The 25,686-nt window shown below is 71.5% G+C and carries 20 protein-coding genes; 15 read left to right on the top strand and 5 right to left on the bottom strand.

The window, feature by feature from the left end:
* Positions 1 to 71 precede the first annotated feature (71 nt).
* Both ABT294_RS26795 and scpA read left to right on the top strand, forming a co-directional pair.
* On the top strand, positions 72 to 1,976 hold the full coding sequence (locus ABT294_RS26795) for a methylmalonyl-CoA mutase subunit beta (RefSeq protein WP_350809022.1): 1,905 nt from the start codon (positions 72 to 74) through the stop codon (positions 1,974 to 1,976).
* Positions 1,973 to 4,126: a methylmalonyl-CoA mutase gene (scpA, locus tag ABT294_RS26790; RefSeq protein WP_350809021.1), complete on the top strand. Its 2,154-nt coding sequence runs from the start codon at positions 1,973 to 1,975 to the stop codon at positions 4,124 to 4,126. Before ABT294_RS26795 ends, scpA begins: the two co-directional genes overlap by 4 nt.
* A gap of 242 nt (positions 4,127 to 4,368) precedes the next feature.
* On the opposite strand, the gene ABT294_RS26785 is transcribed toward scpA, so the two are convergent.
* Positions 4,369 to 5,850, bottom strand: coding sequence for a serine/threonine protein kinase (locus tag ABT294_RS26785; RefSeq protein WP_350809020.1), 1,482 nt, complete (start codon positions 5,848 to 5,850; stop codon positions 4,369 to 4,371).
* A 66-nt stretch (positions 5,851 to 5,916) separates the two neighbouring features.
* Here ABT294_RS26785 and meaB point away from each other — a divergent pair, with 66 nt between their 5' ends.
* From meaB to ABT294_RS26745, 8 genes are all read left to right on the top strand, one after another.
* A complete protein-coding gene (gene meaB / locus ABT294_RS26780; protein ID WP_350809019.1) occupies positions 5,917 to 6,921 on the top strand; it encodes a methylmalonyl Co-A mutase-associated GTPase MeaB in 1,005 nt (334 codons plus the stop codon).
* A 145-nt stretch (positions 6,922 to 7,066) separates the two neighbouring features.
* The gene (locus ABT294_RS26775; protein ID WP_350809018.1) at positions 7,067 to 9,139 is read left to right on the top strand and encodes a CehA/McbA family metallohydrolase; all 2,073 of its coding nucleotides are present in this window, start codon (positions 7,067 to 7,069) and stop codon (positions 9,137 to 9,139) included.
* A gap of 6 nt (positions 9,140 to 9,145) precedes the next feature.
* Positions 9,146 to 10,087: an acyltransferase domain-containing protein gene (locus ABT294_RS26770; RefSeq protein WP_350809017.1), complete on the top strand. Its 942-nt coding sequence runs from the start codon at positions 9,146 to 9,148 to the stop codon at positions 10,085 to 10,087.
* 117 nt (positions 10,088 to 10,204) lie between these two features.
* Positions 10,205 to 10,549 (top strand): hypothetical protein, encoded by a 345-nt coding sequence (locus ABT294_RS26765; RefSeq protein WP_350809016.1) that lies wholly within the window; start codon positions 10,205 to 10,207, stop codon positions 10,547 to 10,549.
* Positions 10,550 to 10,613: 64 nt separating this feature from the next.
* Complete coding sequence (locus ABT294_RS26760) at positions 10,614 to 15,023, top strand: WXG100-like domain-containing protein (RefSeq protein ID WP_350809015.1); 4,410 nt, start codon at positions 10,614 to 10,616, stop codon at positions 15,021 to 15,023.
* Positions 15,020 to 15,250: a hypothetical protein gene (locus tag ABT294_RS26755; protein WP_350809014.1), complete on the top strand. Its 231-nt coding sequence runs from the start codon at positions 15,020 to 15,022 to the stop codon at positions 15,248 to 15,250. Before ABT294_RS26760 ends, ABT294_RS26755 begins: the two co-directional genes overlap by 4 nt.
* Positions 15,251 to 15,336: 86 nt before the next feature.
* Positions 15,337 to 15,954, top strand: a complete 618-nt coding sequence (locus tag ABT294_RS26750; protein ID WP_350809013.1) for a TetR/AcrR family transcriptional regulator — start codon at positions 15,337 to 15,339, stop codon at positions 15,952 to 15,954.
* A complete protein-coding gene (locus ABT294_RS26745; RefSeq protein ID WP_350809012.1) occupies positions 15,951 to 17,063 on the top strand; it encodes an acyltransferase family protein in 1,113 nt (370 codons plus the stop codon). The genes ABT294_RS26750 and ABT294_RS26745 overlap by 4 nt, the downstream gene beginning before the upstream one ends.
* 130 nt (positions 17,064 to 17,193) lie before the next feature.
* On the opposite strand, the gene ABT294_RS26740 is transcribed toward ABT294_RS26745, so the two are convergent.
* Together ABT294_RS26740 and ABT294_RS26735 are read right to left on the bottom strand one after the other, a co-directional pair.
* The gene (locus ABT294_RS26740) at positions 17,194 to 18,975 is read right to left on the bottom strand and encodes an AMP-dependent synthetase/ligase (RefSeq protein WP_350809011.1); all 1,782 of its coding nucleotides are present in this window, start codon (positions 18,973 to 18,975) and stop codon (positions 17,194 to 17,196) included.
* Between the two features lie 33 nt (positions 18,976 to 19,008).
* Positions 19,009 to 19,191 carry a hypothetical protein gene (locus ABT294_RS26735; protein WP_350809010.1) on the bottom strand — a complete coding sequence of 61 codons (183 nt, stop codon included), beginning with the start codon at positions 19,189 to 19,191 and terminating at the stop codon, positions 19,009 to 19,011.
* Between the two features lie 25 nt (positions 19,192 to 19,216).
* On the opposite strand from ABT294_RS26735, the gene ABT294_RS26730 reads away from it, so the two are divergent.
* From ABT294_RS26730 to ABT294_RS26720, 3 genes are all read left to right on the top strand, one after another.
* Entirely contained in the window at positions 19,217 to 19,738 is a 522-nt protein-coding gene (locus tag ABT294_RS26730; RefSeq protein ID WP_350809009.1) for a CGNR zinc finger domain-containing protein, read from the top strand.
* 208 nt (positions 19,739 to 19,946) lie between these two features.
* The gene (locus ABT294_RS26725; RefSeq protein ID WP_350809008.1) at positions 19,947 to 21,554 is read left to right on the top strand and encodes an ABC-F family ATP-binding cassette domain-containing protein; all 1,608 of its coding nucleotides are present in this window, start codon (positions 19,947 to 19,949) and stop codon (positions 21,552 to 21,554) included.
* 37 nt (positions 21,555 to 21,591) lie between these two features.
* Positions 21,592 to 22,578 carry a hypothetical protein gene (locus ABT294_RS26720; RefSeq protein ID WP_350809007.1) on the top strand — a complete coding sequence of 329 codons (987 nt, stop codon included), beginning with the start codon at positions 21,592 to 21,594 and terminating at the stop codon, positions 22,576 to 22,578.
* Positions 22,579 to 22,619: 41 nt separating this feature from the next.
* On the opposite strand, the gene ABT294_RS26715 is transcribed toward ABT294_RS26720, so the two are convergent.
* Together ABT294_RS26715 and ABT294_RS26710 are read right to left on the bottom strand one after the other, a co-directional pair.
* The gene (locus ABT294_RS26715; protein WP_350809006.1) at positions 22,620 to 22,883 is read right to left on the bottom strand and encodes a TFIIB-type zinc ribbon-containing protein; all 264 of its coding nucleotides are present in this window, start codon (positions 22,881 to 22,883) and stop codon (positions 22,620 to 22,622) included.
* 57 nt (positions 22,884 to 22,940) lie between these two features.
* A complete protein-coding gene (locus ABT294_RS26710) occupies positions 22,941 to 23,945 on the bottom strand; it encodes a phosphotransferase (protein WP_350809005.1) in 1,005 nt (334 codons plus the stop codon).
* Between the two features lie 214 nt (positions 23,946 to 24,159).
* Here ABT294_RS26710 and ABT294_RS26705 point away from each other — a divergent pair, with 214 nt between their 5' ends.
* Both ABT294_RS26705 and ABT294_RS26700 read left to right on the top strand, forming a co-directional pair.
* Positions 24,160 to 25,317, top strand: coding sequence for a helix-turn-helix domain-containing protein (locus ABT294_RS26705; RefSeq protein ID WP_350809004.1), 1,158 nt, complete (start codon positions 24,160 to 24,162; stop codon positions 25,315 to 25,317).
* Positions 25,314 to 25,478, top strand: coding sequence for a hypothetical protein (locus ABT294_RS26700; RefSeq protein WP_350809003.1), 165 nt, complete (start codon positions 25,314 to 25,316; stop codon positions 25,476 to 25,478). The genes ABT294_RS26705 and ABT294_RS26700 overlap by 4 nt, the downstream gene beginning before the upstream one ends.
* The last annotated feature ends 208 nt before the right edge of the window (positions 25,479 to 25,686 follow it).

Raw genomic sequence — 25,686 nt, 5'->3', positions numbered from 1 at the left:
GGCGTTTGCTGGGGTTATCTGACGGGGGTCCCGGTTACCGGCTCTGAACGCTTCCGCCTACTATCCGAATCATGGATCTGGCAGCCGGTTTCCCAGGGACCACCCGTGACGACTGGCGGGCGCTGGCGCTCGCCGTCCTGCGCAAGTCCGGGGTGGAGGCCGGGTCGCCCGAGGAGGCGCTGGCCGGCCACACCTACGACGATCTGACCATCGCGCCGCTGTACGACGCCTCCGACCTGCCCGCCGACCCCGGCCTGCCGGGCTCGCCGCCGTTCGTCCGCGGCTCCCGCACCTCCACCGGCTGGGACGTCAGACAGCGGCACGCGGCCCCCGACCCCGAGGCGGTCCTCGCCGATCTGGAGAACGGCGTCACCTCCCTCTGGCTGGTCATCGGCGACGACGCCATCCCGGTCGCCGAGCTGCCCACCGTCCTCAGGGACGTCTACCTCGACCTCGCCCCGATCGTCCTCGACGCGGGTCCCCGGACCTCGGAGGCGGCCGAGGCCCTCCTCGCCCTGGCCGCGGCCCGCGGCACCGCCGTCACGGGCAACCTGGGCGCGAGCCTCGCCACCCCGGCGGGCGGCGCGCCGTCCAGCCAGGATGTCGTCGTCAACCTGGCGAAGCGCTGCGTGGCCGACCATCCCGGGCTCCGAGCCGTCACCGTGGACGCCACGCCGTATCACGACGCGGGCGGCAGCGACGCAGAAGAACTCGGCTGCTCGATCGCCCTCGGCGTCGCCCACCTGCGCGCCCTTACCGGCACGGGAGCCTCCGGGACGGGACTCGGTGTTGTCCAAGCGCTTGGTCAGCTTGACTTCCGTTACGCCGCCACCGCCGACCAGTTCGCCACCATCGCCAAGCTGCGGGCCGCGCGCAGGCTGTGGGCGCGGGTCGCCGAGGTGTGCGGCGCGCCCGAGGAGGGCGGGCAGCGGCAGCACGCCGTGACGAGCTCCGCGATGATGACCGCCCGCGACCCCTGGGTGAACATGCTGCGCACCACGCTCGCCTGCTTCGCGGCCGGGGTCGGCGGCGCGGACGCCGTCACCGTGCAGCCGTTCGACACCCGTCTGAGGCTGCCCGACGCCTTCTCCCGCCGCATCGCCCGCAACACCCAGTCGCTGCTGCTGGAGGAGTCGAGTCTGGGCCGGGTCATCGACCCCGCGGGCGGTTCCTGGTACGTCGAGCGCCGTACCGCCGACCTCGCCGAGCGGGCCTGGGCCTGGTTCCAAGAGATCGAGGCGGCGGGCGGCTTCGAAGCGGCCTCCGACCTGATCGCCGAACGGATCGCCGCCACCAGGGCGCGCCGCGCCGACGACGTCGCCCACCGTCGCTTCCCGATCACGGGCGTCAGCGAGTTCCCCGACATCAACGAGAAGCCCCTCAACCGCCCGACCCCCACAGAGCCGGACCCCCGCGAGCCCAGGGCGCTCGGGACCCGTGCCGCCGAGGAGGCGGGGACGCCGCAGACGCGCGCTGGTGGAGAGGCGGGTGGCTCCGGCCGCGTCGCGGAGGTTCCTGAGGCCGGGGGACGGGTCGGCGCGAGCGGGGGTGTCGTCCGGTATGCGCAGGAGTTCGAGGCGTTGCGGGATCTCGCCGACGCCCAGCCTGAGCGGCCGAAGGTGTTCCTGGCCACCATCGGGACGGTCGCGGCGTACACCGCGCGGGCGGCGTTCGCCGGGAACCTGTTCCAGGCGGGCGGGATCGGCACCGAGAGCGCCGGGCCGGGGAGCGACCCCGAGCGGATCGCCGCGGCCTTCGCGGCGAGCGGGGCCCGGGTGGCGTGCCTGTGCTCCAGTGACCGGATGTACGCGGAGCACGCCACGGCGGTGGCCGCCGCGTTGAAACGGGCGGGAGCGAGAAAGTTGTGGTTGGCGGGGAAGGGAGAGTATGAGGGCGTTGATGGCTGTCTGTACGCCGGATGCGATGCACTCACCGTGCTCCGCACGACCTTCGAGGACCTGGAGGTGACCCGATGATTCCCGATTTCTCCGGTATCCCGTTGAACGAGCAGGGGCAGGCGCAGGGGTCGCTTCCCGGGTGGCAGGACGCCGAGGTCTGGGAGACCCCTGAGGGGATCGAGGTCCGGCAGCTCTACACCGCCCGTGACCTGGACGGGCTGGACTTCCTCCAGACCTACCCGGGAGCCCCGCCCTACCTGCGCGGCCCGTACCCGACCATGTACGTCAACCAGCCGTGGACGATCCGCCAGTACGCGGGCTTCTCCACGGCCGAGGACTCCAACGCCTTCTACCGCCGTAACCTCGCCGCCGGGCAGAAGGGCCTGTCGGTCGCGTTCGACCTGGCCACGCACCGCGGCTACGACTCCGATCATCCGCGCGTCGCCGGGGACGTCGGCATGGCCGGGGTCGCCATCGACTCGATCTACGACATGCGGCAGCTCTTCGACGGGATCCCGCTGGACCGGATGTCGGTGTCGATGACCATGAACGGCGCGGTGCTGCCCGTCCTGGCGCTGTACATCGTGGCCGCCGAGGAGCAGGGGGTGGCGCCCGAGCGGCTGACCGGGACCATCCAGAACGACATCCTCAAGGAGTTCATGGTCCGGAACACCTACATTTATCCCCCAGCGCCGTCTATGCGGATTATTTCGGATATTTTCGCGTACACCAGCGAAAAGATGCCGAAATTCAATTCGATCAGTATTTCGGGGTACCACATCCAGGAGGCCGGGGCCACCTGCGACCTGGAGCTGGCCTACACGCTCGCCGACGGCGTCGAGTACCTGCGGCGCGGCGTCGCCGCCGGGCTGGACGTCGACCGGTTCGCGCCGAGGCTGTCGTTCTTCTGGTGCATCGGGATGAACTTCTTCATGGAGGTCGCCAAGCTGCGCGCGGCCCGGCTGCTGTGGGCGAAACTGGTCGCCGGATTCGGTGCGAAAGACCCGAAGTCGCTGAGCCTGCGGACGCATTCCCAGACGTCCGGCTGGTCCCTCACCGCCCAGGACGTCTTCAACAACGTCGCCCGCACCTGCGTCGAGGCCATGGCGGCCACCCAGGGGCACACCCAGTCCCTGCACACCAACGCCCTGGACGAGGCCCTGGCGCTCCCCACGGACTTCTCCGCCCGTATCGCCCGCAACACCCAGCTGCTGCTGCAGCAGGAGTCCGGAACGACCAAGGTGATCGACCCCTGGGGCGGCTCCTACTACGTCGAGCGGCTCACCCACGACCTGGCGGAACGCGCCTGGGCGCACATCCAGGAGGTCGAGGCGGCGGGCGGCATGGCCAGGGCCATCGAGGCCGGGCTGCCCAAGCTGCGCATCGAGGAGGCGGCGGCCCGCACCCAGGCGCGCATCGACTCCGGACGCCAGCCGGTGATCGGCGTCAACAAGTACCGTCCGGACGCCGACGAGCCGATCGACGTGCTCAAGGTCGACAACAGCGCCGTCCGCGCCCAGCAGCTCGACAAGCTGCGCAGGCTCAGGGCCGAACGCGACGGCGACGCCGTGCAGCGCGCGCTCGACGCCCTCACCAAGGCCGCCGACAGCCCCACGCCCGGCCTCGAGCACAACCTGCTCAAGCTCTCCGTGGACGCGGCCCGGGCCAAGGCGACCGTGGGGGAGATCTCCGACGCGCTGGAGCGCGTCTTCGGGCGGCACGCGGGGCAGATCCGTACCATTTCCGGGGTGTATCGGGACGAGGCGGGCCCCGCCGCCAACATCGAACGCGTCCGACAGGCGTGCGCCGACTTCGAGCGGTCCGAGGGGCGGCGGCCGCGCATCCTGGTCGCCAAGATGGGGCAGGACGGCCACGACCGCGGGCAGAAGGTGATCGCCTCGGCCTTCGCCGACCTGGGGTTCGACGTGGACGTCGGCCCGCTGTTCCAGACACCGGAGGAGGTGGCGCGGCAGGCCGTCGAGGCGGACGTGCACGTCGTCGGCGTCTCCTCACTGGCCGCCGGGCACCTGACGCTGGTGCCGGCGCTGCGGCAGGCGCTGGCCGACCTGGACGCGGAGGACATCATGATCGTGGTGGGCGGTGTCATCCCGCCCGGCGACTTCGACGAGCTGCGCGCCGCCGGAGCCGCCGCGATCTTCCCGCCGGGAACGGTGATCGCCGACGCCGCCCTCGACCTCCTGGCCGACCTGCGAGCCCGTCACCGTTGAACTCCGCTCCGGACTGACGGCCGGAGCACCGGCCCGCGACTTGGCGGACCTTGGGCGGGCCGCTCTCCATGGCCCCCACTCTGGGACGATCAGATCGATCGACGCCCCCGCCCGAGGCAGGAATCGAGCGCGGCCCCGCTTCCGGACCTCCGGCCGAGGCGGGTGTCGGGCGCGGCCCTGCCTCCGGCCGAGGCGAGTGTGTGGGGGCGAGCCTGGCCGGCGGCGGAGGAGGGGCTTGGGCGTCAGTACGTCTGGCGCGGGCAGAGCGTGACCGGGATGGTCCGCTGCTGGGTCACGGGAGAGGTGATGCGCAGCGTGACGTTGTGCGTGCTGCCGGACCCCGTGAGGTTGCGGGGCGAGGTCAGGTACTGCTTGCCGTCCTCGGAGATGAAGCGCGTGGACCGGCCGACCGACTTGCCGTCGATGATCCACACGTAGCTGAAGCTCACCGGCGCGCCGTCGCGCTCCACCAGCGCCCGCAGCGTCACCTCGCCGCCGGCCCAGCAGTCGCCGTTCATGGCGCCGCCCGCGCGAACGTACCGCAGCCGCAGCCGTCCGGCCGCGGTGCTCGCCGACGGCTCGGACGTGGTGTCCGCGCCGGGCTCCTCGGTGGCCGTCCGCTCGGGAGCGGGCGAGTGGTCCTTCTTCCTGGTCCTGGACGGTGAGGCCGTGGCGGAGGGCGGTGTGGACGCGGAGCTGCCCGCCAGGTTCCGCGTCCTGGGCTGCGGCGTCGAGGGCGTCAGCCACACGATGGCCCCCGCCAGCGCCAGCGCCGACAGGCCGGACACGCCCGCGATCATCACCGTCTTGACGCGCCGCCGGCGGCCGCGCTTGGGAGGGGCGCTGACCGGCCTCTCACCTCCGGGCTGGGGGGACGCGGTGACCGGCCCCTCGCGTCCGGGTTGGAAGGGGCCGGTGACAGGTCCCTCGGTGGGTGCCGGGGTCTGGCCGCCGGCCAGGTGGTGGAGCACGTCCTGCATGGCGGGACGGCGGGCCGGGTCCTTGACGAGGCAGGCGAGCACCGTCGAGCGCAGCGGCTCCGGCAGCTCGCCGATCTGCGGCTCGTCGTGCAGGATGCGGTTGATCACGGCGGGCAGCGAGTCGTCGCCGAACGGTGGCACGCCGGTCGCCGCGAACACGATCACCGACGCCCACGAGAACACGTCAGAGGGCGCCCCCACCGGCTGCCCCGCGAGCTGCTCAGGCGCCATGTAGGCGGGGGTGCCGACGATGCTGCTCGTCGCGCTCATCCCCTGGTTCAGCGCGCGGGCGATGCCGAAGTCGGTGACGCGCGGGCCGTCACGGCCGAGCAGCACGTTGGAGGGCTTGAAGTCGCGGTGCACCACGCCCGCCCAGTGGATCGCGGCCAGCGCGGTCGCCGTCGCGACCGCGAGCAGCCGCACCTGCACTCCGGTGAGCCTGCCGGCCTGCTGGAGCGACGGCCCTTCCACATACTCGGTCACGATGTACGGACGGCCCGAGAAGGACGCGTCGAGCACCCGTGCGATGCCGGACGGCTCCACCTGGCGGGCGGCGGCGAGCTCGCCGGCGAGGCGGTCGTCGCCGGTCAGGTCGTCGCGGAGCACCTTGACCGCGACCGCCGTCCCGTTGCGCGCCTGGCCGAGGTAGACGACGCCCTGGCCGCCCGCGCCGAGCCGTCCGGCCAGCCGGTAGGGCCCCACCGCGGTCGGGTCGCCCTCCCGAAGTGGTTCGACGTTGGGCATAAGGGGAGTGACTCCTGTGACGGGTGGGACACAACGTTCCATGACCTTAGCGGCAAATTTCGGCACATGTCGGGAGTTAGGCTGATCGAGCTGGAGGAGAGGAGGAGGCCGGTGCGCTCGCTGGAGGACTACGTCCAGGGTGTCAAGGACGGATCTCGCGTCTGGATCGCCCGCGCGATCACGCTGGTGGAGTCGACCAGGTCCGACCACATCGCGCTGGCGCAGCAGCTGCTGGTGGAGCTGACCCCGCTCGCCGGCAGGGCCCGCCGGGTCGCCATCTCCGGCGTGCCGGGCGTGGGCAAGTCGACCTTCGTCGACGCCCTCGGCACCCTGCTGACCGGCCAGGGCCACCGGGTCGCCGTGCTGGCCGTGGACCCGTCCTCCACCAGGACGGGCGGCAGCATCCTCGGCGACAAGACCCGCATGGCCCGCCTGTCGACGGACCCGGCCGCGTTCATCAGGCCCTCGCCCACCTCCGGCACGCTGGGCGGCGTCACCCGGGCGACCAGGGAGGCCATGGTCGTGGTCGAGGCGGCCGGGTTCGACGTGGTGTTCGTCGAGACCGTCGGCGTCGGGCAGTCGGAGACCGCGGCGGCCGACATGGTCGACACGTTCCTGCTGCTCAGCCTCGCCAGGACGGGCGACCAGCTCCAGGGCATCAAGAAGGGCGTGCTGGAGCTGGCGGACGTCATCGCCGTCAACAAGGCCGACGGCGAGCACGAGCAGGCGGCCCGCAAGGCGGCGAGGGAGCTGGCCGGCGCGCTGCGCATGCTCCGCTCCGACAGCGCCCCGCCCCCGGTCCTCACCTGCAGCGGACTCACCGGCGCCGGGCTCGACGAGCTGTGGCGGCAGATCCTCGCCCACCAGGACGGCCTCGACGTGGCGGCCAAGCGCCGCCGCCAGCAGGTGCAGTGGACCTGGACCCTGGTGCGCGACCGCCTCCTGGCGGAGCTGCGCGACGACCCGGAGGTGGCGGCGATCACCGCGGACGTGGAGCGCGAAGTCCTCGCGGGCGCGCTCACCCCCGTCCTGGCCGCGGAGCGCCTCCTGGGGGCGTTCAAGCGGATCTGACGCGAGGAAGGCGAAGAAGGCTCGTCTCCCAGGTGTGGAGTCCTCCGCCGCAGGTGGAAATATCAACATCCGCACCACGCAGCGGAGCCGGCCGCACCCGTGATCCGTGTCACGATGGCGCGCAACCGACGCTGGGGAGGCGCGCGTGTGCGAAGAGTCGATGCTGCCCGAGACGGTCGCGGAGGCGCTGCACGAGTACGGCCGGTTGCTCGGGGAGCACGGCATCACGTGGGGCGAGCCCGAGATCTCCTACGTGAAGTTGTTCGCCACGCGCAGGGTGCTGCCCACCGCGCTGACCGACCGCTTCTGGCGGCTGGTGGTGGAGCGGCTGACGGAACGGCATCCCGGCGAACCGCTCGACCACCTCGGCACCCTGCTCGCCGAACCCGACTACGACGAGCTGCTCCGCGACACCCTCGACGGCGAGCTTCCCGGCCACCTCGCCGCCCTGCGCGTCACGGACACGGGAGCCGTCCTGGAGGGCGCCACCCACGTGGTCCTCGGGGGAGCGGGCGCGAACGGCGGGCCACCCGTTCCGCTCCTCGTCGACTCGCGGCGGAAGCACGCCGTCGTGGTCGGCGTCGACGGGGTGCGCCGCGAGCTTCCCGGGCGCGGCGCCTGGCTGGTCGACGTCGCCCCGCACGCCGAACTCACCGTCGACGGCGTGCCCGTCGAGCTGGGACGGCTCACCAGGACGGCACCGAGGGCGAGGCTGCGGCTGGTGGCCGGGGTCCCGTGCCGGTGGAGCGTCGCCGGGGCCGGTGGGCAGGGCTGGTTCCCCGACGGGGTCCCGCACCGGTACGACTTCCACGGCAGGCCGTACTTCCACGGCGACGACGTCCTGGTGGACGTCCCCGCCGAGCCGCTGACGGTCACGGTGGCGCGCGGCATGGAGCACGGTGAGGACAGCGTCCGCGTCGAGCCCGAGGCGGGTGAGCAGCGTCTGGTGCGGCTCGCCCCGCCACGGCTGTACGACGCCGCGGCCCGCGGCTGGTACGGCGGCGACCTGCACGTCCACCTGAACTGGGCGGGCGACGTGGTCGCGGTCCCCGCCGACGCCGCCGCCGCGCAGCACGGCGAGGACCTGCACGTGCTCAACCTGCTGGCGGGCAACGTGTCGGGCGGGCGCGTCTACGACCGCGAGGCGCTCCACCACTGGATCGCCGCCGACCTGCCCTGGTCCGACGCCACCCACCTGGCCAGGATGGGCGTGGAGTACCGCAACGACCTGCTCGGCCACGCCTACGCGTTCGCGTCCGAGGCCGTGCCGAGCCGCTTCCACACCGGCTTCGACGGCGACGCCGACTGGCCGCCCAACGCCGAGGGGCTGCGCGAGCTGCGCGGGCTCGGGGCGCTGGTCGGCTACAGCCACCCGTTCCGGCTGCCGATCAAGGACGGCGACCCGCCCAAGGCGATCGTCTGGCCGTGGCCGCGCAACTGCGCCTCCCGCGAGCTGGTCGCCGACGCCGCGCTCGGCCTCGTCGACAGCCTGGACGTGCTCACCCACTCCTCGATCCCGTCGACCGCGACCGTCTACCGGCGGCTGGTCGGGGCGGGCAACCGGCTCGCCGTCACCGCGGGCACCGACGCGATGATCTCTTTCACCCGGGCCGGCAACCAGTCGAACCCACCCGGCTGGGCGCGGGTGTACGCGCGGGTGGAGGGGGCGTTGACGGCCGCGTCCTACGCCGCCGCGGTGCGGGCGGGCCGCACGTTCGCCACCACCGGGCCGTGGGTGGAGCTGTCGGTCGACGGCCACGGGCCCGGCGACACGGTCGACGTCCTGCCCGGCGACCGGATCACGGTCACCGCGGGAGCGCTCGGACCCGAGGTGACCGCCGTCAGGATCCGCACCGCCGAAGGGGTCCGCGCCGCCGCCGAACGGCTGGCCGACCGGGAGGCGGGTCCGGAGGAGGTGCTGTCGGTGACGGCGGAGCTGGAGATCCACGAGCCCACGTACGTCGTCGCCGAGGTGCTCTGCGCCCCGCACGCCCGCACCCTCACCGAGACCGGCTACGCCCTGACCAGCCCCGTCTACCTGGACGTCGAGGGCAGGCGGGTCGCCAGGGAGTACGACGTGCGCTGGTGCCTGGAATGGCTGGACCTCCTGGAGGGCCTGATCAGGCAGCACGGCCGGCTGGCCGGCCGCGACCAGCTCGCCGACCACCTGGACCTGCTGGAGGAGGCGAGGGCGGTCTACCGGTCGCGGCTAGGCTGAACGCCGATGGACATCGACGCAGTGCGCGAGGCCCACCCCGACTGGCTCGGCCACCTGGAGTCGCTGGGGGGCCTGGACCTCTCCTTCCCCCGGGACCTCACCACGGAGCTGCTCAGGCTGGCCGTCCCGCACGAGGACATCGCCGCCGTCCTCGCCGACGTCCCCGAGCGGGGCAGCCGGAGGTGGTGGCTGGCGGAGCGGTGCGTCCACTCGCTGGTCTCCACCATGGGCAGCCTCGACCGGCCGCCCGCGTTCCCCTCCCGGCTGCCCGCCGGGTTCGGGCCGTACTTCTTCGTGCACGTCTTCCTCGCGGCGCTGCCGTACACGCGGGAGTACCACCGCGAGCACGGCGTCCCCGACGAGGTGTCCTGGGCGACGCTGACCGACCTGGGCCGCAACATGGCCGTGCACCGCAGGCGGCACGGCACCGGCGGCCTGCACGCGCCCTGGTGGTTCACGCTGCACGCCCGCGGCATCCTGTACGACCTGGGCAGGCTCCAGTTCGAACGCACCCGCCTCCGCGGCGCCACCGGCGAGGGCGTCGCCGCGGCGGGAGCGCCCGCCGGGCCGGGAGATCCGGCGCTCGGCGTGCACATCCCCGAGTTCAAGGGCCCGCTGACGGCGGCGGCGTGCGACGCGTCGTTCGAGCGGGCCAGAGAGTTCTTCCCGCGCCACTTCCCCGAGGAGCGGCACCAGGTCGCGACCTGCCACTCGTGGCTGCTCGACGACCAGCTCGCCGCGTACCTGCCCGGCTCCAACATCGTGGCCTTCCAGCGCCGCTTCCACCTGCTGCAACGCCTGGACGGGGGCGGCATGCTGGCGTTCGTCTTCGGGGCCGACGCCGAGGCCGCCGAGCTGCCCCGCCGCACCGCGCTCGAACGGGCGATCGGCGACCACCTCACGGCGGGCGGCACCTGGTACGCCAGGGCGGGCTGGCTCAGGTTCTAAGGGGCCTGTTCCCCGTGGGGAGCACGCCTTCGGTGCGTCCCGTCTCGTCATTTCGCCGATTTTTGAACTGTTGATCAACTCATTACGGTTTGTCGAAATGGTCTGACGAGGGGGCGTATGACGGACCGGCTCATGATCCAGCGGCAGGTCGCCGCCGAAGGGGCGCGCCGGTGGGAGACGGCGGCCACGATTCTGGAGGAGCGGCTCCGGGACGCCGCCGCCAGGATCGAGAGCCTCAACGCCGCCACGCCATGGGGCCACGACGCGGCCGGGCGGGAGTTCGAACAGGCCTACATGGCCGGCGGCGGCCCCAGCACGCTTCTCACCACGGGCGGTCGCCTGGCAGGCGAGGCCGTCAGCGCCGCACGGGTGCTGAACGACAGCGTGGCCCAGGTGGTGGAGGCGGACGCGCAGGTGGCCGCGTCCACACGGACGCGGATCGGCCAGGTGGACCCCAGGTAGGGCGGGGATGGATGTGAGCACTGGCACGGGGCGTGGGCTCCCCGCTGCCGCCCATCCGGTTGAGGTGCGGGACGACACGATCGGCAGCGCGGGCTTCGCCGAGGACGTCACTCCGGCGTGGGGCCAGGCGTTCCCCGACTGGATCGATCACCTGATCGCGCTGCTGTCGTCCGGCCAGATGTGGCCAGAGGCGAGCGAGAGCAGGCACGCCGAGCTGGCCGTGGCCTTCGAGGACTGGCGGCGGGCCGCGCTGGAGTTCGCGGAGGCCGGCGGGTCGGCTCGCGATCTCGTCCTCGAAGGCTACGCGGGGCCGTCGGCGGACCGGTTCAGGGAGCAGGCCGAGCTGCTGGTCGCGCAGGGTGGGGGGCTGCCCGCGCTGGCGGATCTGGCGCACGCCTACGCGCTGCAGCACGACAGCTTCGCCCGGGACACGCAGTACGCCAAGCTCGTGATCAACGTCTGCTTCTGGATCACCGTCACGGCGATCGGGACGACCGCCCTGACCACGCTGATCGCCCCCGTCACCGCCGCAGTGGCCAGGCAGGTGATCGGGTCCTGTGTGCAACGGTTCAGGGCGTTCGTGGACGAGGTGATCGGCTGGCTCGCGAAAGCGGCCGGTCGCCGGTACGCACCCGGTGCGATGGCGAAACCTGCCTTGCTGAGCAGGCCGGTCACCGGGAAGGGACTGCTGGCCAGGGCGGTCACGAGTCACGCGGTCAGGGAGGTGCCCTCGGAGATCGCCGAAGGGGTCATGGCGGACGCCGTCGCGCAACGAGAACAGCTTGAGCGCGGAACCCGTACCTCCTGGGACGGGAAGATGACCGCGTCCTCTGCGCTGGGAGACGGCATCGGGGCGTTGCTCGCGGGCAAGGTGGCCAGGCCCGTCTCGGCGATCGTCGGGCGCCTTCCCGGGATCAGCGCGCTGAACCGAGCCGCGGGCGGCGTGCCCGGGGTGATGAACAAGATCCGTCGTTATCCCGGGGAGGTGTTGCAGACCGGGCTGACGAGCGCGGCCGTTGCCGTGCCGTCGGGGATGCTGGCCAACGGGTTGATCTACAACCAGTGGCAGTTGCCGACGGGAGAGTCGCTGCTCGGGGCCATGATGGCGGGGGCGGCCCGCACGAACATGGCCGGCCCGTTCAGCGTGGACACGTTCCGGGCCGTGCTCCGCCCGTCCGACGCACCGCCTCCGGCCGCCACCCTCGCCCGCGACCTGTCCGGCGCTGCTCCGCGCGACGTTGGCGCTCCTGAGTCCTCCGGCGCGGCGAGGCAGGCCGACGCATCGGTGCGTCCGGGTGTCGCGGGCCACGTGGGCCCTGCGGGTCAGGTGAGCGCCTCCGGTCACGCCCTTTCGCCCGGTTACGCCGGTCAGGCTCTGGACGGTCGCGCCGGCAGCGCCAACGGCCCCGGCCACCAGGGTACGGCTCCGCCCAGTGGCACCCAACCGGCCGGCCGTGACCGGATGCCGGCGAGCCAGCCGGAGCCCGTGGGGCGAACGGAGCCGACGCAGCGCGCCGGCGTCGGGGCCGAGTCACCGCGCGACGGGGTGGGGCAACGCACCAGCGGCGCTGACTCACCGCGCGACCTGCCGGGACGCCCCGCCCAGCAGCCTCATGACAGCAGTCGTCAGGCCGTGCCGGACAGCGCACGCCCTGATCCCTCGTTCGACAAGGTGCGGGAACTCCTGGTGTCCACCAGGCTCGACACCCCCGCACCAGCCGGATTCGCAGGTGACGGGGTGAGAGCAGCCGCCACTGACGCTACGCCGGCCGCGGCCGACGGCACCGTGACGACGCCGTCAGCCGCGCGGTCAAGCGCTCCGCCCGCGACCCAGCCCGGCTTGACGCCGGCCGAGCCACCAGGTGCCGCGTCGACCACGCAGTCCGGCGTCTCGCCTGCGCACGCGCCCGCGACGCAGCCTGGCGTCTCGCCTGCACCCACCACGAGCGCGCCGCACTCGGCCCCCGCCCCTGACCTGGCCTTCGCCGCCGGGCCGCACGTCGAGCTGCACGGCCTGGACACCGAGGTCAGCCACAAGGTCACGGACGCGATGCGGCGCCTGCGGCAGGACTACGAGCCGGCCTTCCGCGCCTTGAAGCACATTCGATCAGCCGACTTCGCCGAGATCGGCGACCCGAACGTCCGGGACCTGGACGCGTTCGCGACCACAGGCGACCAGCCGGGCCTGTACTTCAGCATCTCGGCGCTCAACGAACGCGCCGCGCTACCGGAGCTCGGCGCGAGCGAGGAGGCCACTGGATGGACCGTCCCCGGCGGCGGTTCGATCGAGGGCGTCGTCCACCATGAGTTCGGCCACCACCTGGCCACCAGGCTTCTCGACGATCCGGCCGTACGAGGCGAGCTGAACATGGCCGTGCTCGATGTCCTCCGCTCCTATGACGGCTCCCTTCCCGAGGCCGTCGAGAGGAACCTGTCCACCTACGGAGCCACGAACGCGCACGACATGATCGCCGAGGCGTTCACCGAGCACCGGCTCGCCGAAAGCCCCCGCCCGCTCGCGCGGGCGATCGGTCAGGTGATCGACCGGCACCACAGCCCTGAGAACCTCCCATGGACCGGGGGCAGCCCACGCGAGCTCATCCACGCGCGCACGCGGCCGCCGTTCGGCCACGACCCCCAGGGAGGCGGGTTCCACTCCCGCGTCGACCCGCTCACCATCTCTCGAGCGGTACGCATTGAACAGGAGTACAAGGCCGCCCTCGAGGACATCTCCGTCACCGGATACCTGCGATTGCGGGAGACCCGGGAGGAACTGGTCTCGTTCATGGAGGAACTGGGTCTGCGCGACATGCGGAACTGGCGTCGCTTCCGAGACTCGTTCGACGTCACGAGTGAGACGCGCTCCTTCTACGTCAGAAGGATGATGGAGCACTTCGAGATCCCGCTGAACCGGCTCGTCGAGCCAGGCGCGCAGCAGCAGCGGCCACCCGCGGAACCCACGCCCGCCCCCTCCGCCTCACACAGCATCAGGGACCACGGTCTGCCACCGTCAAGAGGAGACGAGACTCCGCCATCCGACCCTGCGCCGAGGCTGGAACCGAAGCACGAGCCGGAACCCTCGCCGCCCCCGTCACCCACCCCGGAAGCTCCGGAAGCGGTGATCCCGGAAGCGGTGATCCCGGACGAGACCCGTCCGCCGACCCCCTGGCGCGAGGCCGCGGACGAGGCCAGGCGCATCGACGAGCTTCCGTTCAAGCAGGCCATCGACGCCGCCGCCGTCCTCATCGACCGCTACAACCTCGGCGACCTGCGAAACTGGGAGGGCTTCGTCGGCGAGTTCAAACAGAACACGCGAGCCCAGTTGTTCATCGGTGGCGAGGTGTCACAGCGGTTCGGCATCGGCCTGAACAAGCTCTTCCCGCCGCAACCGGAACCGTACAAGAGGGCGCCAGCGCAGCAGGACGCGGCCTCGTCGCGGCCACCGGACGTGAGCGAGGCCAGACGCATCGCACAGATCTTCCTGAACGACCCGCTCGCGGGCATGGACAGGGCCTGGGCCTGCGACGAGGCGACCCGGCTCATCGACGAGCACAACCTCGGCAACCTCAGCAACTGGAGGAGGCTGAAAGAGCAGTTGCAGCCGGAGCATGTCGCGTTCTGGGCCACGAACGTGGCGGTGCACTGCAAGATCCCGCGGCGGAAGCTGTACGAGGACCCGCAGCCCAGCAGGGAGGAGGAGCTGCGCCGGCGAAGGATCACCTCCGAGGAGTGGCGGAGGGGGCACCATGCGGGCCGACTGAACGTCGGGTTCCGCCGGGTGACGTTCGACGACGGCACCCACGGAGTGCTCAGGCCGGACAAGGAGACTCCGGCGGGCACGGGCGGGCGCTCAGGTCGTGAGGTCAGCGCCTACCGCCTGGACCAGATGCTCGGATTCGGTCATGTCCCCACCACCACGGCCTGGGACTGGGACGGCAAGCGCGACACGATGCAGGAGTACATGCCCGACCTGCGAACGGTCAGCTCGGTCGACGACTTCCCCGAGCGCGAGCAGGAAATGATCGCCGTTCGCCACTACCTCACCGGCCACGGCGACAGCAACTGGGGAAACCTCGGCAGGTCCGCGACGGGCGGCGTCGTGGAGTTCGACTTCGAGCACGCCTTCCCCGAGTCCGCGAAGCAGCCGATCCTGTCGAACTTCGTGGCCCGGTTCATCAGCACGGCGCGGCCACTCAGCGAGGAGACGATGACCAAGGTGAGGAAGCTGGACCCGGCCGGGATCGGCGACATGCTCAGATCGGAGGGGATCGACGACGAGGCGATCAGTGGAGCGCTGGCCCGGCTCAACGAGATGCGGGAGCGAGGGGCGATCACCGGCGAGGCCTGGCCGGGACGCATCGTGGACACCGAGGGTAGGTCGGTGAGCCGCCGCAGGTCCACGCGCCCGCCGATCGACGATGACGACGATTTCGACGGCCCCGTGTTCGACCCCACGACGGGAGTGCTGGGATGATGCGACGCCGCCCGAGCATCTGCGACGCGTGCGACCGCCTGGATCCGGATCGGCGTGCGCCCTCGTGCGAGGCGTTTCCCGACGGTATTCCCACTGAGATCCATCTCGGCGGCTTCGACCATCGCCGGCCGTACCGAGACGACCGTGGCGTTCTCTTCGTCCTGCGGGACGGCGGCGAGCGGGCGCTGCGCGCGTACGAGATACGCAGGTCGCTGTCCGTCAGGTAGCCGTGACGGGCCGCCCGCGGGATCTCCCGGCGAGGAGCGCGACGCGGGCGCGCGCACTGTCTGGCCGTGTGTGTTAAATTTTGGCCATGCGGTCAGAAATTGGAACGGACGGCCAGAAGGGTCGGACGTTCATCGAAGAGGCGAGACGGGCGCAGATCATCGCGTCCGCCGTCGAGGTGATCGCCGACCTCGGGTTCGCCCGTGCGTCCCTGGCCCAGATCGCCAAGCACGCGGGCATCAGCAAGGGCGTCATCTCCTACCACTTCGCCAGCAAGGACGCGTTGATGGAGGAGGTCGTCAACCGCCTCTACGCCGGCATCGCCGACCACGTCATGGCCAGGACGGAGGGCGTCGCCACGGCCACCGAGCTGCTGAGAACGCACATCCTGTCGGTCGCCGAGCACATGCGCGGCCACCGCACCCAGCTCAAGGCGCTGGGCGAGATCTTCTACAACCTGCGCGACGCCGACGGCCAGCCCCGCTACGGCATCAACGCCAACGAGGAGGTCTACCAGGCGCTGGAACAGATCTACCGCCTCGGCCAGGAGAGCGGAGAGTTCCGGCAGTTCGACGTCCGGGTGATGGCGATCACCCAGTCGTCGGCCATCGACAACATGTTCGCCTACTGGGTCGTCCGCCCCGGGCACGACCTCGACGCGCACGCCAGAGAACTAGCCGACCTCTTCGAAAGGGCGGTCCGATGAAGGCCGAACCGCGAGCCACCCCCGCCTCCACCCCCACCCCGACCCTCACCCGCCCGCGCCTGTTCGCCATCGACAACCTGCGTATCGTGCTCACGGCGCTGGTCGTCGCCCACCACGTGGCCCTCACCTACGGCAACATGCCGCTCTGGTACTACAACGAGCCCGCGCGCGACGGCTCCGGCGTCGTGCTGGACATCCTGGTCACCTTCAACCAGGCGTTCTTCATGGGCTTCTTCTTCCTCATCTCCGGCTTCTTCACCCCCGGCTCGTACGACCGCAAGGGCGGCAGGGCGTTCCTGCGCGACCGGCTGGTACGGCTCGGCATCCCGCTGATGGTCTTCCTGCTGCTGCTGCGCCCCCTGGTGACCCTCGGCACCTACGGCGCCTACAAGCACCTGCCGTACTGGCAGTTCTACCTCGGCTCCTGGGACCCGGGGCCGATGTGGTTCGTCGAGGTGCTGCTCGTCTTCGCCGCGCTCTACGTCCTCTGGCGGCGCTTCGGCGGGCCCGCGCAGGAGCGCCCGTCGGCGCCGAAGGCGCGCTGGATCGTGCTGTTCGCGCTCGGCCTGTCGGTGGCCACGACGCTGTGGCGGATCCCGGTGCCCGTCGACACCTACGTCCCGGTGCTGGGCCTGCCCACCCCGTACTTCCTGCCGCAGTACGCGAGCATGTTCGTGCTCGGGCTCATCGCCTTCAGGCGCGGCTGGTTCCAGGCCCTGTCGCGCCGGGCCGGGCGGATCGGCCTGCTCGTCGCCGCCCTGTCGAGCGCGGTGCTGCTGCCGCTCTCCGGCATGACCACGGGCCTCGTCGCGACCGCCGTGACGGCCACCTGGGAGTCCACGTTCGCGGTCAGCATCATCATCGGGCTCGTCGTGCTGTTCAGGGAGCGGTACAACCATCAGGGCCCGCGCGGCAGGTTCCTGTCGGACCAGGCGTTCACCGTCTACATCATCCACCCGCTGGTGCTGGTCGCCGTCGGCTACGCGCTGAGCGGGCTGCACGCGATCGCGATCGTCAAGTTCGCCGTCGCGGCGGCCGTTTCCCTGCCGCTGTGCTGGGGGCTGGCCTACCTGGTGCGCTCGCTGCCCGGAGCCAAGCGGGTGCTGTGAGCATCGCGGGCAGCGGCGCCGCCCGCCCGTCGCGGACGCACACGTAGGCGACCGTGCCGACGGCCACCAGGTCGCCGCCGTGGCGGGGGCGCACCCGCAACTGGGAGATCACCCGAGGCGCCCTCCGTGATCAGCCGTCGTAGAAGGAGTCCAGCGTCGAGGCGTAGCGCTCCTCCACGGCCTTGCGCCTGATCTTCAGGCTCGCCGTCAGCTCGCCCGTCGCCACCGTGAAATCCTCGGCGAGGATCGCGAACTTCTTGATCGTCGCGTAACCGGCCTGGTCGGCGTTGACCTGGTCGACGGCCTTCTCGACCTCCGCGCGCATGCGGGGGTGCTCGCGCAGGTCCTCCGGGTCCTTGGGCAGGCCCTCGGCCTCGGCCCACGGGACGACCACGTCCATGTCCAGCGTCACCAGGGCCGTGCAGTAGTTGCGCCGGTCGCCGTGCACGAACACGTGCGACAGGTACGGGCAGGCGGCCTTGATCCGGCCCTCCAGGTAGGTGGGCGCGACGTACTTGCCCCCCGAGGTCTTGATCAGCTCCTTCTTGCGGTCGGTGATGCGCAGCCGCCCGGCGGAGTCCAGCTCGCCGATGTCGCCGGTGCGCAGCCAGCCGTCCTCCAGCGCCTGCGCGGTCTCCTCCGGCAGGCCGTGGTACCCGCGCATGATGCCGCGCCCGCCGATCAGGACCTCGCCGTCGTCGGCGATGCGGACCCGGGTGCCGGGCAGCGGCGGGCCGACCGTGCCGAACCGCACCGTGTCGGGAAGGTTGAGGAAGCTGCCCGCCGCCGACTCGGTCAGGCCGTAGCCCTCCAGGATCGTCAGCCCGGCCGCGTCGAAGAACTCGGCGATGTCCTGCGACAGCGGCGCGGCCCCCGAGATGAAGAAGCGGATCCGGCCGCCGAACCGCTGCCGCAGCTTGGCGAAGACCAGCCGGTCCGCCAGGGCGTACTCGGCGCGCGTGGTCAACGGGATGGCGGCGCCGCGCTGCCTGGCCCGGCAGACCCGGAGGCCGGTCGCGCGCGCCCAGCCGAACAGGCGTTCCTTGACGCCGCCCTCGCGCTGGACGGTGGCCACCACCGTGTTGTGGATCTTCTCGAAGATGCGCGGCGCCGCCGCCATGAAGGTGGGCCGCAGCGTGCCGAGGTTGTCGGCGATCTGGTCCAGGCGGCCGTCGATCGCGGTGGGCACACCGATGTCGATCATCACGACCTCCAGCAGCTTGCCGAACGAGTGCGACAGGGGCAGCCAGAGGAAGTGCAGGTCGTCGCCGGAGAGCAGGTTCAGGTCGCGCACCGCGCGCGAGACGTAGAGCCAGTTGTCGTGGGTCAGTTCCACGCCCTTGGGCCTGCCGGTGGTGCCGGAGGTGTAGATGAGCGTGGCCAGGTCGTCGGGGCCGATGGCGTCGACCATCGCGTCGTACCCGCCCGTGTCGTCCGTGTCGTCCGTGTTGTCAGGGGCGCGCACGGAGTCGAGCGTGACCACCCAGCCGTCGTCGCCCGGCGTGCCGTCGATGACCACGACGTGGGTCACGCCGGGCAGTTCGCTCCGTACCGACCTGAGCTTGGCCACCTGGGCGTCGTCCTCGGCCACCACGATCGTGCTGCCGGAGTCGCCGATCACGAACGCCGACTCGGCCGCCGTGTTCGACGGGTAGATCGTGGTGGTCGCCGCGCCGGTGGACAGCACCGCCAGGTCGGCGAGGATCCATTCCAGCCTGGTCGAGCTGAGGATCGACACCGTGGTGCCGGGACCCACCCCCAGCGCGGCCAGGCCGAGCGCCAGCTCCCGCACCTGTTCGCCCACCTCGCGCCAGGTCACCGAGGTCCAGTCGTCGCCGGACCGGGTGCGGTACGCCTCGGCGTGCGGGGTGGCCGTGATCCGGTCGCGCAGCAGGGCGGGAATGCTCGACATACCTGACCTCCCGGAGAGTGACTGCTGCCGACTCTAGGACGGGACGCCGGGTCCGTCGATGGTCTTGGCCCGGGGAGACACGCACCCGACGAGGCTCCCGGTGCGCACCTCCCACGCCCCGCAGGAACAGCGCAGGTAGGAGACCAGGCCGTCGGAGGTGGCGTGCGTGGAGACGACGGTGAGAGCGAGGGGATCGTGCGGGTTTCCGGAGTGCATGACCCCAATCTGATGTAATGGCCTTATGCATTTCAATGCTTACGGCGGCAACGGGGCGGCCCTGGCGGCCGACCTCGTCAACGCCACCGACTTCAGCCCCTCGGCGCTGGAGCCGATCCTCACGGCGAACGGCATGCTCAGGCCCGAGCTCACCCCCGAGCAGGCGGAGCGGCTGAAGGAGTGGGCGCGTGAGCTCGAACCGGTCTTCGGCGAGCAGGACCAGGACGTCCAGATCAAGCTGATCAACGACCTGCTGGACGTCACCGCGTCCAAGCCGTACGTGAGCGCGCACGACGGGCGCGAGCCGCACCTGCACTTCTTCTCCGTCGACGCCGACATCGTCTCCAGGGCCAGGGACACCACCGCGGGCGGGCTGGCCATGGCCATCTGCTTCTCCGGCGGACGGCGGCTCGGGCGGTGCGACCGTGAGGGGTGCCAGACCGTCTACGTCGACACCTCGCGCAACGGCCGCCGCAGGTTCTGCTCGCTGGCCTGCGCCAACAGGGTGAACGTGGCCGCGCACCGGGCGAGAGGGGTTGCCAGGTGAGCGATCGGTCGGATAAAGTTCCGCGCGCCGTATAGCCGAGCCCTGGGGGCAGTTGACGTGAGGATCTGAGGTCGCGGGCACCGCGCCGTTCCGCCCTGTCGTGGGCACGTGCGCACCTTCCTGGACCTCGGCGAGATCCTTGCGCTGCGCATTCGCAGTGTTTCCCGCAAAGTCACGAAATTTCGACTTTTGTGATGGGAGCCGCCTCATGTCTTTCGCCATCGTCATCGACCACGTCTCCTTCGGCTGGCCCGACGGGACCCCGGTGCTGGACGGCCTCGACGCCGCCTTCCCCGCCGGGCGCACCGGGCTGATCGGGGTCAACGGGTCCGGCAAGTCCACCCTGCTCAGGATCGTCGCGGGCGAGCTGACCCCGCTGTCGGGGTCGGTCAGCGTCGCGGGAGCGGTCGGCCACCTGCCGCAGAACCTCGCGCCGGCCGCCGTGCGCACCACGTCCGACCTGCTCGGGATCGGCCGCGCCCGCGCGGCGCTGCACGCCATCGAGGCCGGGGACGTCTCCGAGGAGCACTTCGCGGCCGTCGGCGACGACTGGGACGTCGAGGAACGCGCCAGGGCCGAGCTGGACCGGCTCGGGCTCGACCACGTCGGCCTGGACCGCACCGTCGCCACCCTGTCGGGCGGTGAGACCGTCATGGTGGCGCTGGCCGCGCAGTTCCTCAAACGTCCGGACGTGCTGCTGCTCGACGAGCCCACCAACAATCTCGACCGCGAGGCGCGGGAGCGGCTGTACGCGGCCGTCGCCGCCTGGCAGGGCGTGCTCGTTGTCGTCAGCCACGACCGTGAGCTGCTCGAACGCGTCGACCAGATCGCCGACCTGCGCGACGGCGGCGTGCGGATGTACGGGGGCAACCTGAGCGACTACGAGGAGCTCCTCGCGACCGAGCAGGACGCCGCCGAGCGCATGGTCAGGGTCGCCGAGGCCGACGTCAGGAGGCAGCAGCGTGAGCTGGTCGAGGCCCGCATCAAGCTCGACCGCCGCAAGCAGTACGGCAGGAAGATGTACGCGTCCAAACGCGAACCGAAGATCATCATGCAGGAGCGGAAACGGCAGGCCCAGGTGGCGGCGGGCAAGCACCGCACCATGCACCTGGAGAAACTGGAGGAGGCCCGTGACCGGCTGACCGAGGCCGAGCAGGCCGTCCGCGACGACGCGGTGATCCGGGTCGAGCTGCCGGACACCGAGCTGCCCGCCGGCCGCACGGCCCTCCTCCTGCCGCTGGAGCGCGGCGCGGAACCGGTCGAGCGGGGTGCTGGACCGTCCGGGGGCGGGCGGCGGCTCGCGGAGCTGGTCGTGCGCGGGCCCGAGCGGATCGCGCTGCTCGGGCCGAACGGGTCGGGCAAGACCACGTTGCTCCGGCGGATCGTCGAGCACGGCGCGCACGTGCCCGTCAGGTACCTGCCGCAGCGGCTCGACCTGCTGGACGACTCGCTCAGCGTGCTCGACAACGTGCGGGCCCTGGCGCCGTCGGCGTCCGTGACCGAGGTCCGCGCCCGCCTGGCGCGGTTCCTGTTCAGGGGCGAGCGGCCCGGGCAGCAGGCCGCCACGCTGTCGGGCGGCGAACGCTTCCGGGCGACGCTGGCCGCGCTGCTGTCGGCGGAACCGGCGCCCCAGCTGCTCCTGCTTGACGAGCCGACCAACAATCTGGACCTGCCCAGCGTCCGCCGGCTCGCCCAGGCGCTGGCGGGCTACCGGGGCGCGCTGATCGTGGCCAGCCACGACCTGCCGTTCCTGGAGACCCTCGGCATCACCAGGTGGCTCAGGCAGGACAGGTACGACGGCCTGTCGGAATCCTGATTGACGCGTAGGGATCAACCGGGCGATAGTGTGGCAGGTGTCTGCCCCCCGATTGATCTCCTGCGCGCTCGCCCTGGCGGCCCTCACCGCGTCCACCGTGGCGTGCACCTCGACGGTTCCAGGGCCGACGGGCGGCGAGCCCGTGGCCAGAGGGGTCGCGGGCGGGCCCGTCAGCAACCCGTCCGGCACCAGTGCCGACCCGAGCGCGACCGCGCCGGCGGCGCTCACCGCCGACGCCTACAAGAGCGAGCTGAGCGGCCGGCACAAGACGATGCTCGACGCGCTCAACTCGATGGCGGGCGCCCGCACGGTCAAGACCCTCAACCAGCGTCTCGGGACGGCCGAGCAGGCGCTGGAGAGCTCGGCGGACGAACTGGCCGCGCTGTCGCCTCCGCAGGAGGTCAAAACCCAGCACGACGCGTACGTCACCAGCCTGCGCGACCTCGCCTCCTCGCTCGGCTCCAGCGCCGGCAAGGTGGGCAGCCGCGCGCTGTGCACCTCCTCGGCCGTCCTCACCGACCTGAACGGCCAGCTCAAGGCGCTCGACCAGGCGGGGGAGGCGCTCCAGGGCGCCGGCGGCTTCCCGGCCGACGTGGTCACGGTGAAGGCCAAGGGCAAGCAGAACAGGCGCCTCGGCAACGGCCACTACCTGCGCAAGGACACCCTCAACGGCCGCAGCTCGCTGCAGATCGACAACGGCGGCTCCCGCGACGCGGTCGTCACCGTGGTGAAGGGCGGCTCCAAGGCGTTCAGCGTCTACGTCCGCAAGAAGTCGAAGTTCAAGGTGCGGGGCGTGCGCGACGGCACGTACAAGATCTTCTTCACGCACGGCGTCGACTGGGACGGCAAGAGCAGCTCGTTCACCCGCGACTGCAGCTTCGAACGGTTCCAGAAGTCGGTGAAGTTCAAGACCACCTACACCGCCACGCAGATCCTCTGGCACGACTGGCGGATCACCCTGCACGCCATCTCCGGCGGCAACGCCAAAACCTCGGACGTGGACCCGGAGCAGTTCCCCGGCTGACGGCGAGGCCGCGCACCTCCCGGTGCGCGGCCCTCGGCAGATCAGGTCGAGAAGAGCATCCCGACCCAGCTCCGCTGCCGGTGGTGGCCGTAGTGACCGCCGTGGCCGCCGTGCGGAGCCCCCCAGGACGGCCCGTGCGCGGGCGGCGGAGGCGGGGGAGCGGCGTGCCACGACGACTCCATCTGGGTGAGGGTCTCGAGCTCGCCGTAGTCGAGGAAGATCCCACGGCAGTTGTCGCACTGCTCGATGTGGACCCCGTTACGCTCGTATGTCCGCATGTGACCGCGGCATTTGGGGCACTGCATCTACTCGGTCTCCTTGGCCTCGGGTTCTGAGGAGCAACCTACCGCGCGCGACCCCTGTCACGCTCGGACGATTCTGTTGCACGACTCGATCAACGAGTGTTCCACCTCATCCAGTTCCCGGCCCTCGCGCTCGGCGTTGACGACGGCCACGGCGGCCAGCTGCACGGTCAGCGCCCTGGCGGGCAGGTCGAGCCGCCGCCAGGGGTCGTCGCCGCCCAGCGCGGGCCCGCCCGACGCCAGGTAGGCGCCCAGGAACCGGTTCCAGACGGCCGGGTCGAGCAGCCCGGCGGCGAACCAGGCGGCGGGCCTGGCCAGGTCCCAGGCGGGATCGCCGATGCCCAGGTCGTCGACGTCGATGAGCAGCCAGCGGTCGCGGTGGACCAGCTGGCCCAGATGCCAGTCGCCGTGCGTCAGTAAGCCGGGCAGCAGCGGCTCGGGCTCGGGCAGCTCCTCGAACGTACGGCGGACGAGCCGCTCGACGGGCCCGTCACCGGACATCCGCCGCACCGCGCGCGCCGCCCTCGCGGGCCCTCCGGCCGCGGGTAACGCGGGCACCAGCGTGAGCGGGACGGCATGTAACCGGGCCAGCAGCCTCGCCCCCGCCTCCCACGGGGCGCCGTCGGGATCGTCGTGGGCCACCGGACGTCCGGCGGGCCAGACCGTGACCGCGCGTCCCGCCACGCTCAGCACCTCGGGCTCCAGCGGGGCCAGCATCACCCCGCTCAGCGCGGCGGAGGCCACCGCGCGCAGCCGCGGCCGCAGCGACTCCACGTCGTCGCGGCGCGAGTGCGCCTTCACGACCACCTCGCCCCTGCGCAGCACGACCACGTCGGTCCTGGTGGGGTGGAGCATGGTCGGCCCCGTACCGCCGTACGCATCCGCGACGCCCGCGAGCTCCTCCGCCAGCCGCCCGCTCTCCAACTCCTCCGCCGGCCGTCCGACCTCCCGCTTCCCGCCGAGATCGGGACCCGCGCCTGTGACGGTCGTGTGCTCGCCGTCCCGGCGGGTGCGCCCGCCTGCGACGCCGCTGTCCAGACCCGCTCGCTCCTCCTTCAGACCCACTCGTACAGACTATGGGGCGGTATGGGCGGTGCATGCCGCCGGACACGATCGCCGGATCGGACCAAACCTCCGACCAGACCTGCGGCAACGCCAGCCGCTTAACTTTTGGCGTGTGCCACGGTGTACCAGTCGCGGCCCGTGAGTGCCGCCTCTCACGGAATATACGCGGAATGATCTTGCCGCCCCCTGCGGCTCCCCACGCAGGGGTTCCGGAGTGACGGCGGTGGCCGGCTGGGCCGAAGTCCTGTCGCCCTCGAAGGCGCTCGTCCTCGCGTCCGTGCCGCGCGGCATGCGCCGCACCCCCGACCAGCAGACGTTCCTGCGCGCCCTGCGAGAAGACCCTGACGTGCTGGCCCTCCGCTACGACGGGTACGGCAACCTGCTCCGTGTCGCCCAGGTGATCGCCTGGGCGGCCGACTGGACGACCATGTGCTCCCGGCCGACGATCGCAAGGATCTGCGAGCGCACCGGCCTGTCCAAGGCGACAGTGAAGCGCTGGGTCAGGTGGCTCAGAGAGCGCGGCTGGCTCGGTGTGGTCGAGGAGGGCACCACGGTCCGCTTCCGCAAAGGCACGAGCGCGGGCCTGGAAGACGACGGCCTAGGCAACCGCGCGGCCGTCTGGGTGCTGTGCATCCGTCGCGACATCACGCCTGTTTCGACCGATTACACCAGCTCTGACCAGGATAAACGCATAAGTGAACCCCCCTCTGTCTCTCTCCCTGAGAGAGACAAGAAAGATCCCACGCGCACGCGCGAGGCACTCCGCGATGGCCGCCGCAGCCCACGAATCTCGCCGACATGGGCATTGCACGAATCGCCGAGGACCAAACGCGACAGACTCGCAGCCTGCGAACGCCTCCGGCAGGAGTCGAACGTGCTCCGGCACATGACGCCCTGGTACCTGCGCTGGATGCTGCGGGCCTTCCTCGTCGCTGGCTGGACAGTGGCCGACGTGCTGCACGCGCTGGACGTCCGCCCCGACGACAGCCGGTGGACATACACGTGGTCGAGCGTGGACGAGCTGCGGCACATTCCCGGCTGGGTGCGGCATCGCCTCGCTGCCTGGCTCGACGACGACGGCCAGGCGCTGCCGTCGCGGTCGCAGCGCGCGGCCGCGACCGACGCCCGGCGCCGCGAGGAGCAGGAGGAGCGCGGGCGGGCGCGGGAGTTCATGGAGGCCGCAGCCGGTGTCGAGCTCGTTGACGAACCTCGGGTGAGTCGTGCGGAAGCGCTGGCACCGCCGCCTGTGGTCGACGTCACGCTGCGGTCGGGCCCGAACGAGGCGTTCCGGGCGGCTCGTGCGGAGATGGCGCGGCACCGCGAGGAGCGGGAGGCGGAGATCGTCGCGGCGCTGGCGCGGAGGCGGCGGTGAACCAGCAGGAGGGCGTGGCCATGCTGCGCACGGTGCTGGCGCAGCCGTCGCCCAGGGCAGCGGCCGCAATGCGTGAGCGCGACTGGAGCAGGCTCGCCGGCGGGAGGCTGCGCGGGATCCGGGCCGGTGGAGGCTGGCGGACGCCGCGGCGGCTGAGGTGATCGAGCAGGCGGCCCACGAGGCCCTCCGCTCGAGTCCGTGCGACCAGCCCCAAAGTAGCTGTGAGTGACCAGGGTCCCCTGACGGCTTGACATAAAGGAACTTCTCAGGCAGCAACCCCGATGAGTTGCATTTGATGCGACGACTCATCGGAGTGCGCGCGGAGTGGTGATGTGCAGCTGGAGTGCTGGTGGAGGTGTGCATCGGGTC

It is taken from the genome of Nonomuraea sp. NPDC000554 (assembly GCF_040300065.1).
Classification (GTDB): domain Bacteria; phylum Actinomycetota; class Actinomycetes; order Streptosporangiales; family Streptosporangiaceae; genus Nonomuraea.
The sequence above is the reverse complement of the archived record's forward strand: the minus strand, read 5'-3'. Positions and strand labels throughout refer to the sequence as shown.

What these genes read in the sequence shown, in the direction of transcription:
- ABT294_RS26740 (WP_350809011.1), bottom strand. Translation starts at nt 18,975, where the DNA reads ATGTCGAGCATTCCCGCCCTGCTGCGCGACCGGATCACGGCCACCCCG.
- scpA (WP_350809021.1), top strand. Translation starts at nt 1,973, where the DNA reads ATGATTCCCGATTTCTCCGGTATCCCGTTGAACGAGCAGGGGCAGGCG.
- ABT294_RS26770 (WP_350809017.1), top strand. Translation starts at nt 9,146, where the DNA reads ATGGACATCGACGCAGTGCGCGAGGCCCACCCCGACTGGCTCGGCCAC.
- ABT294_RS26735 (WP_350809010.1), bottom strand. Translation starts at nt 19,191, where the DNA reads ATGCACTCCGGAAACCCGCACGATCCCCTCGCTCTCACCGTCGTCTCC.
- ABT294_RS26750 (WP_350809013.1), top strand. Translation starts at nt 15,337, where the DNA reads ATGCGGTCAGAAATTGGAACGGACGGCCAGAAGGGTCGGACGTTCATC.
- ABT294_RS26745 (WP_350809012.1), top strand. Translation starts at nt 15,951, where the DNA reads ATGAAGGCCGAACCGCGAGCCACCCCCGCCTCCACCCCCACCCCGACC.
- ABT294_RS26725 (WP_350809008.1), top strand. Translation starts at nt 19,947, where the DNA reads ATGTCTTTCGCCATCGTCATCGACCACGTCTCCTTCGGCTGGCCCGAC.
- ABT294_RS26785 (WP_350809020.1), bottom strand. Translation starts at nt 5,850, where the DNA reads ATGCCCAACGTCGAACCACTTCGGGAGGGCGACCCGACCGCGGTGGGG.
- ABT294_RS26715 (WP_350809006.1), bottom strand. Translation starts at nt 22,883, where the DNA reads ATGCAGTGCCCCAAATGCCGCGGTCACATGCGGACATACGAGCGTAAC.
- ABT294_RS26795 (WP_350809022.1), top strand. Translation starts at nt 72, where the DNA reads ATGGATCTGGCAGCCGGTTTCCCAGGGACCACCCGTGACGACTGGCGG.
- ABT294_RS26730 (WP_350809009.1), top strand. Translation starts at nt 19,217, where the DNA reads ATGCATTTCAATGCTTACGGCGGCAACGGGGCGGCCCTGGCGGCCGAC.
- ABT294_RS26755 (WP_350809014.1), top strand. Translation starts at nt 15,020, where the DNA reads ATGATGCGACGCCGCCCGAGCATCTGCGACGCGTGCGACCGCCTGGAT.
- meaB (WP_350809019.1), top strand. Translation starts at nt 5,917, where the DNA reads ATGTCGGGAGTTAGGCTGATCGAGCTGGAGGAGAGGAGGAGGCCGGTG.
- ABT294_RS26765 (WP_350809016.1), top strand. Translation starts at nt 10,205, where the DNA reads ATGACGGACCGGCTCATGATCCAGCGGCAGGTCGCCGCCGAAGGGGCG.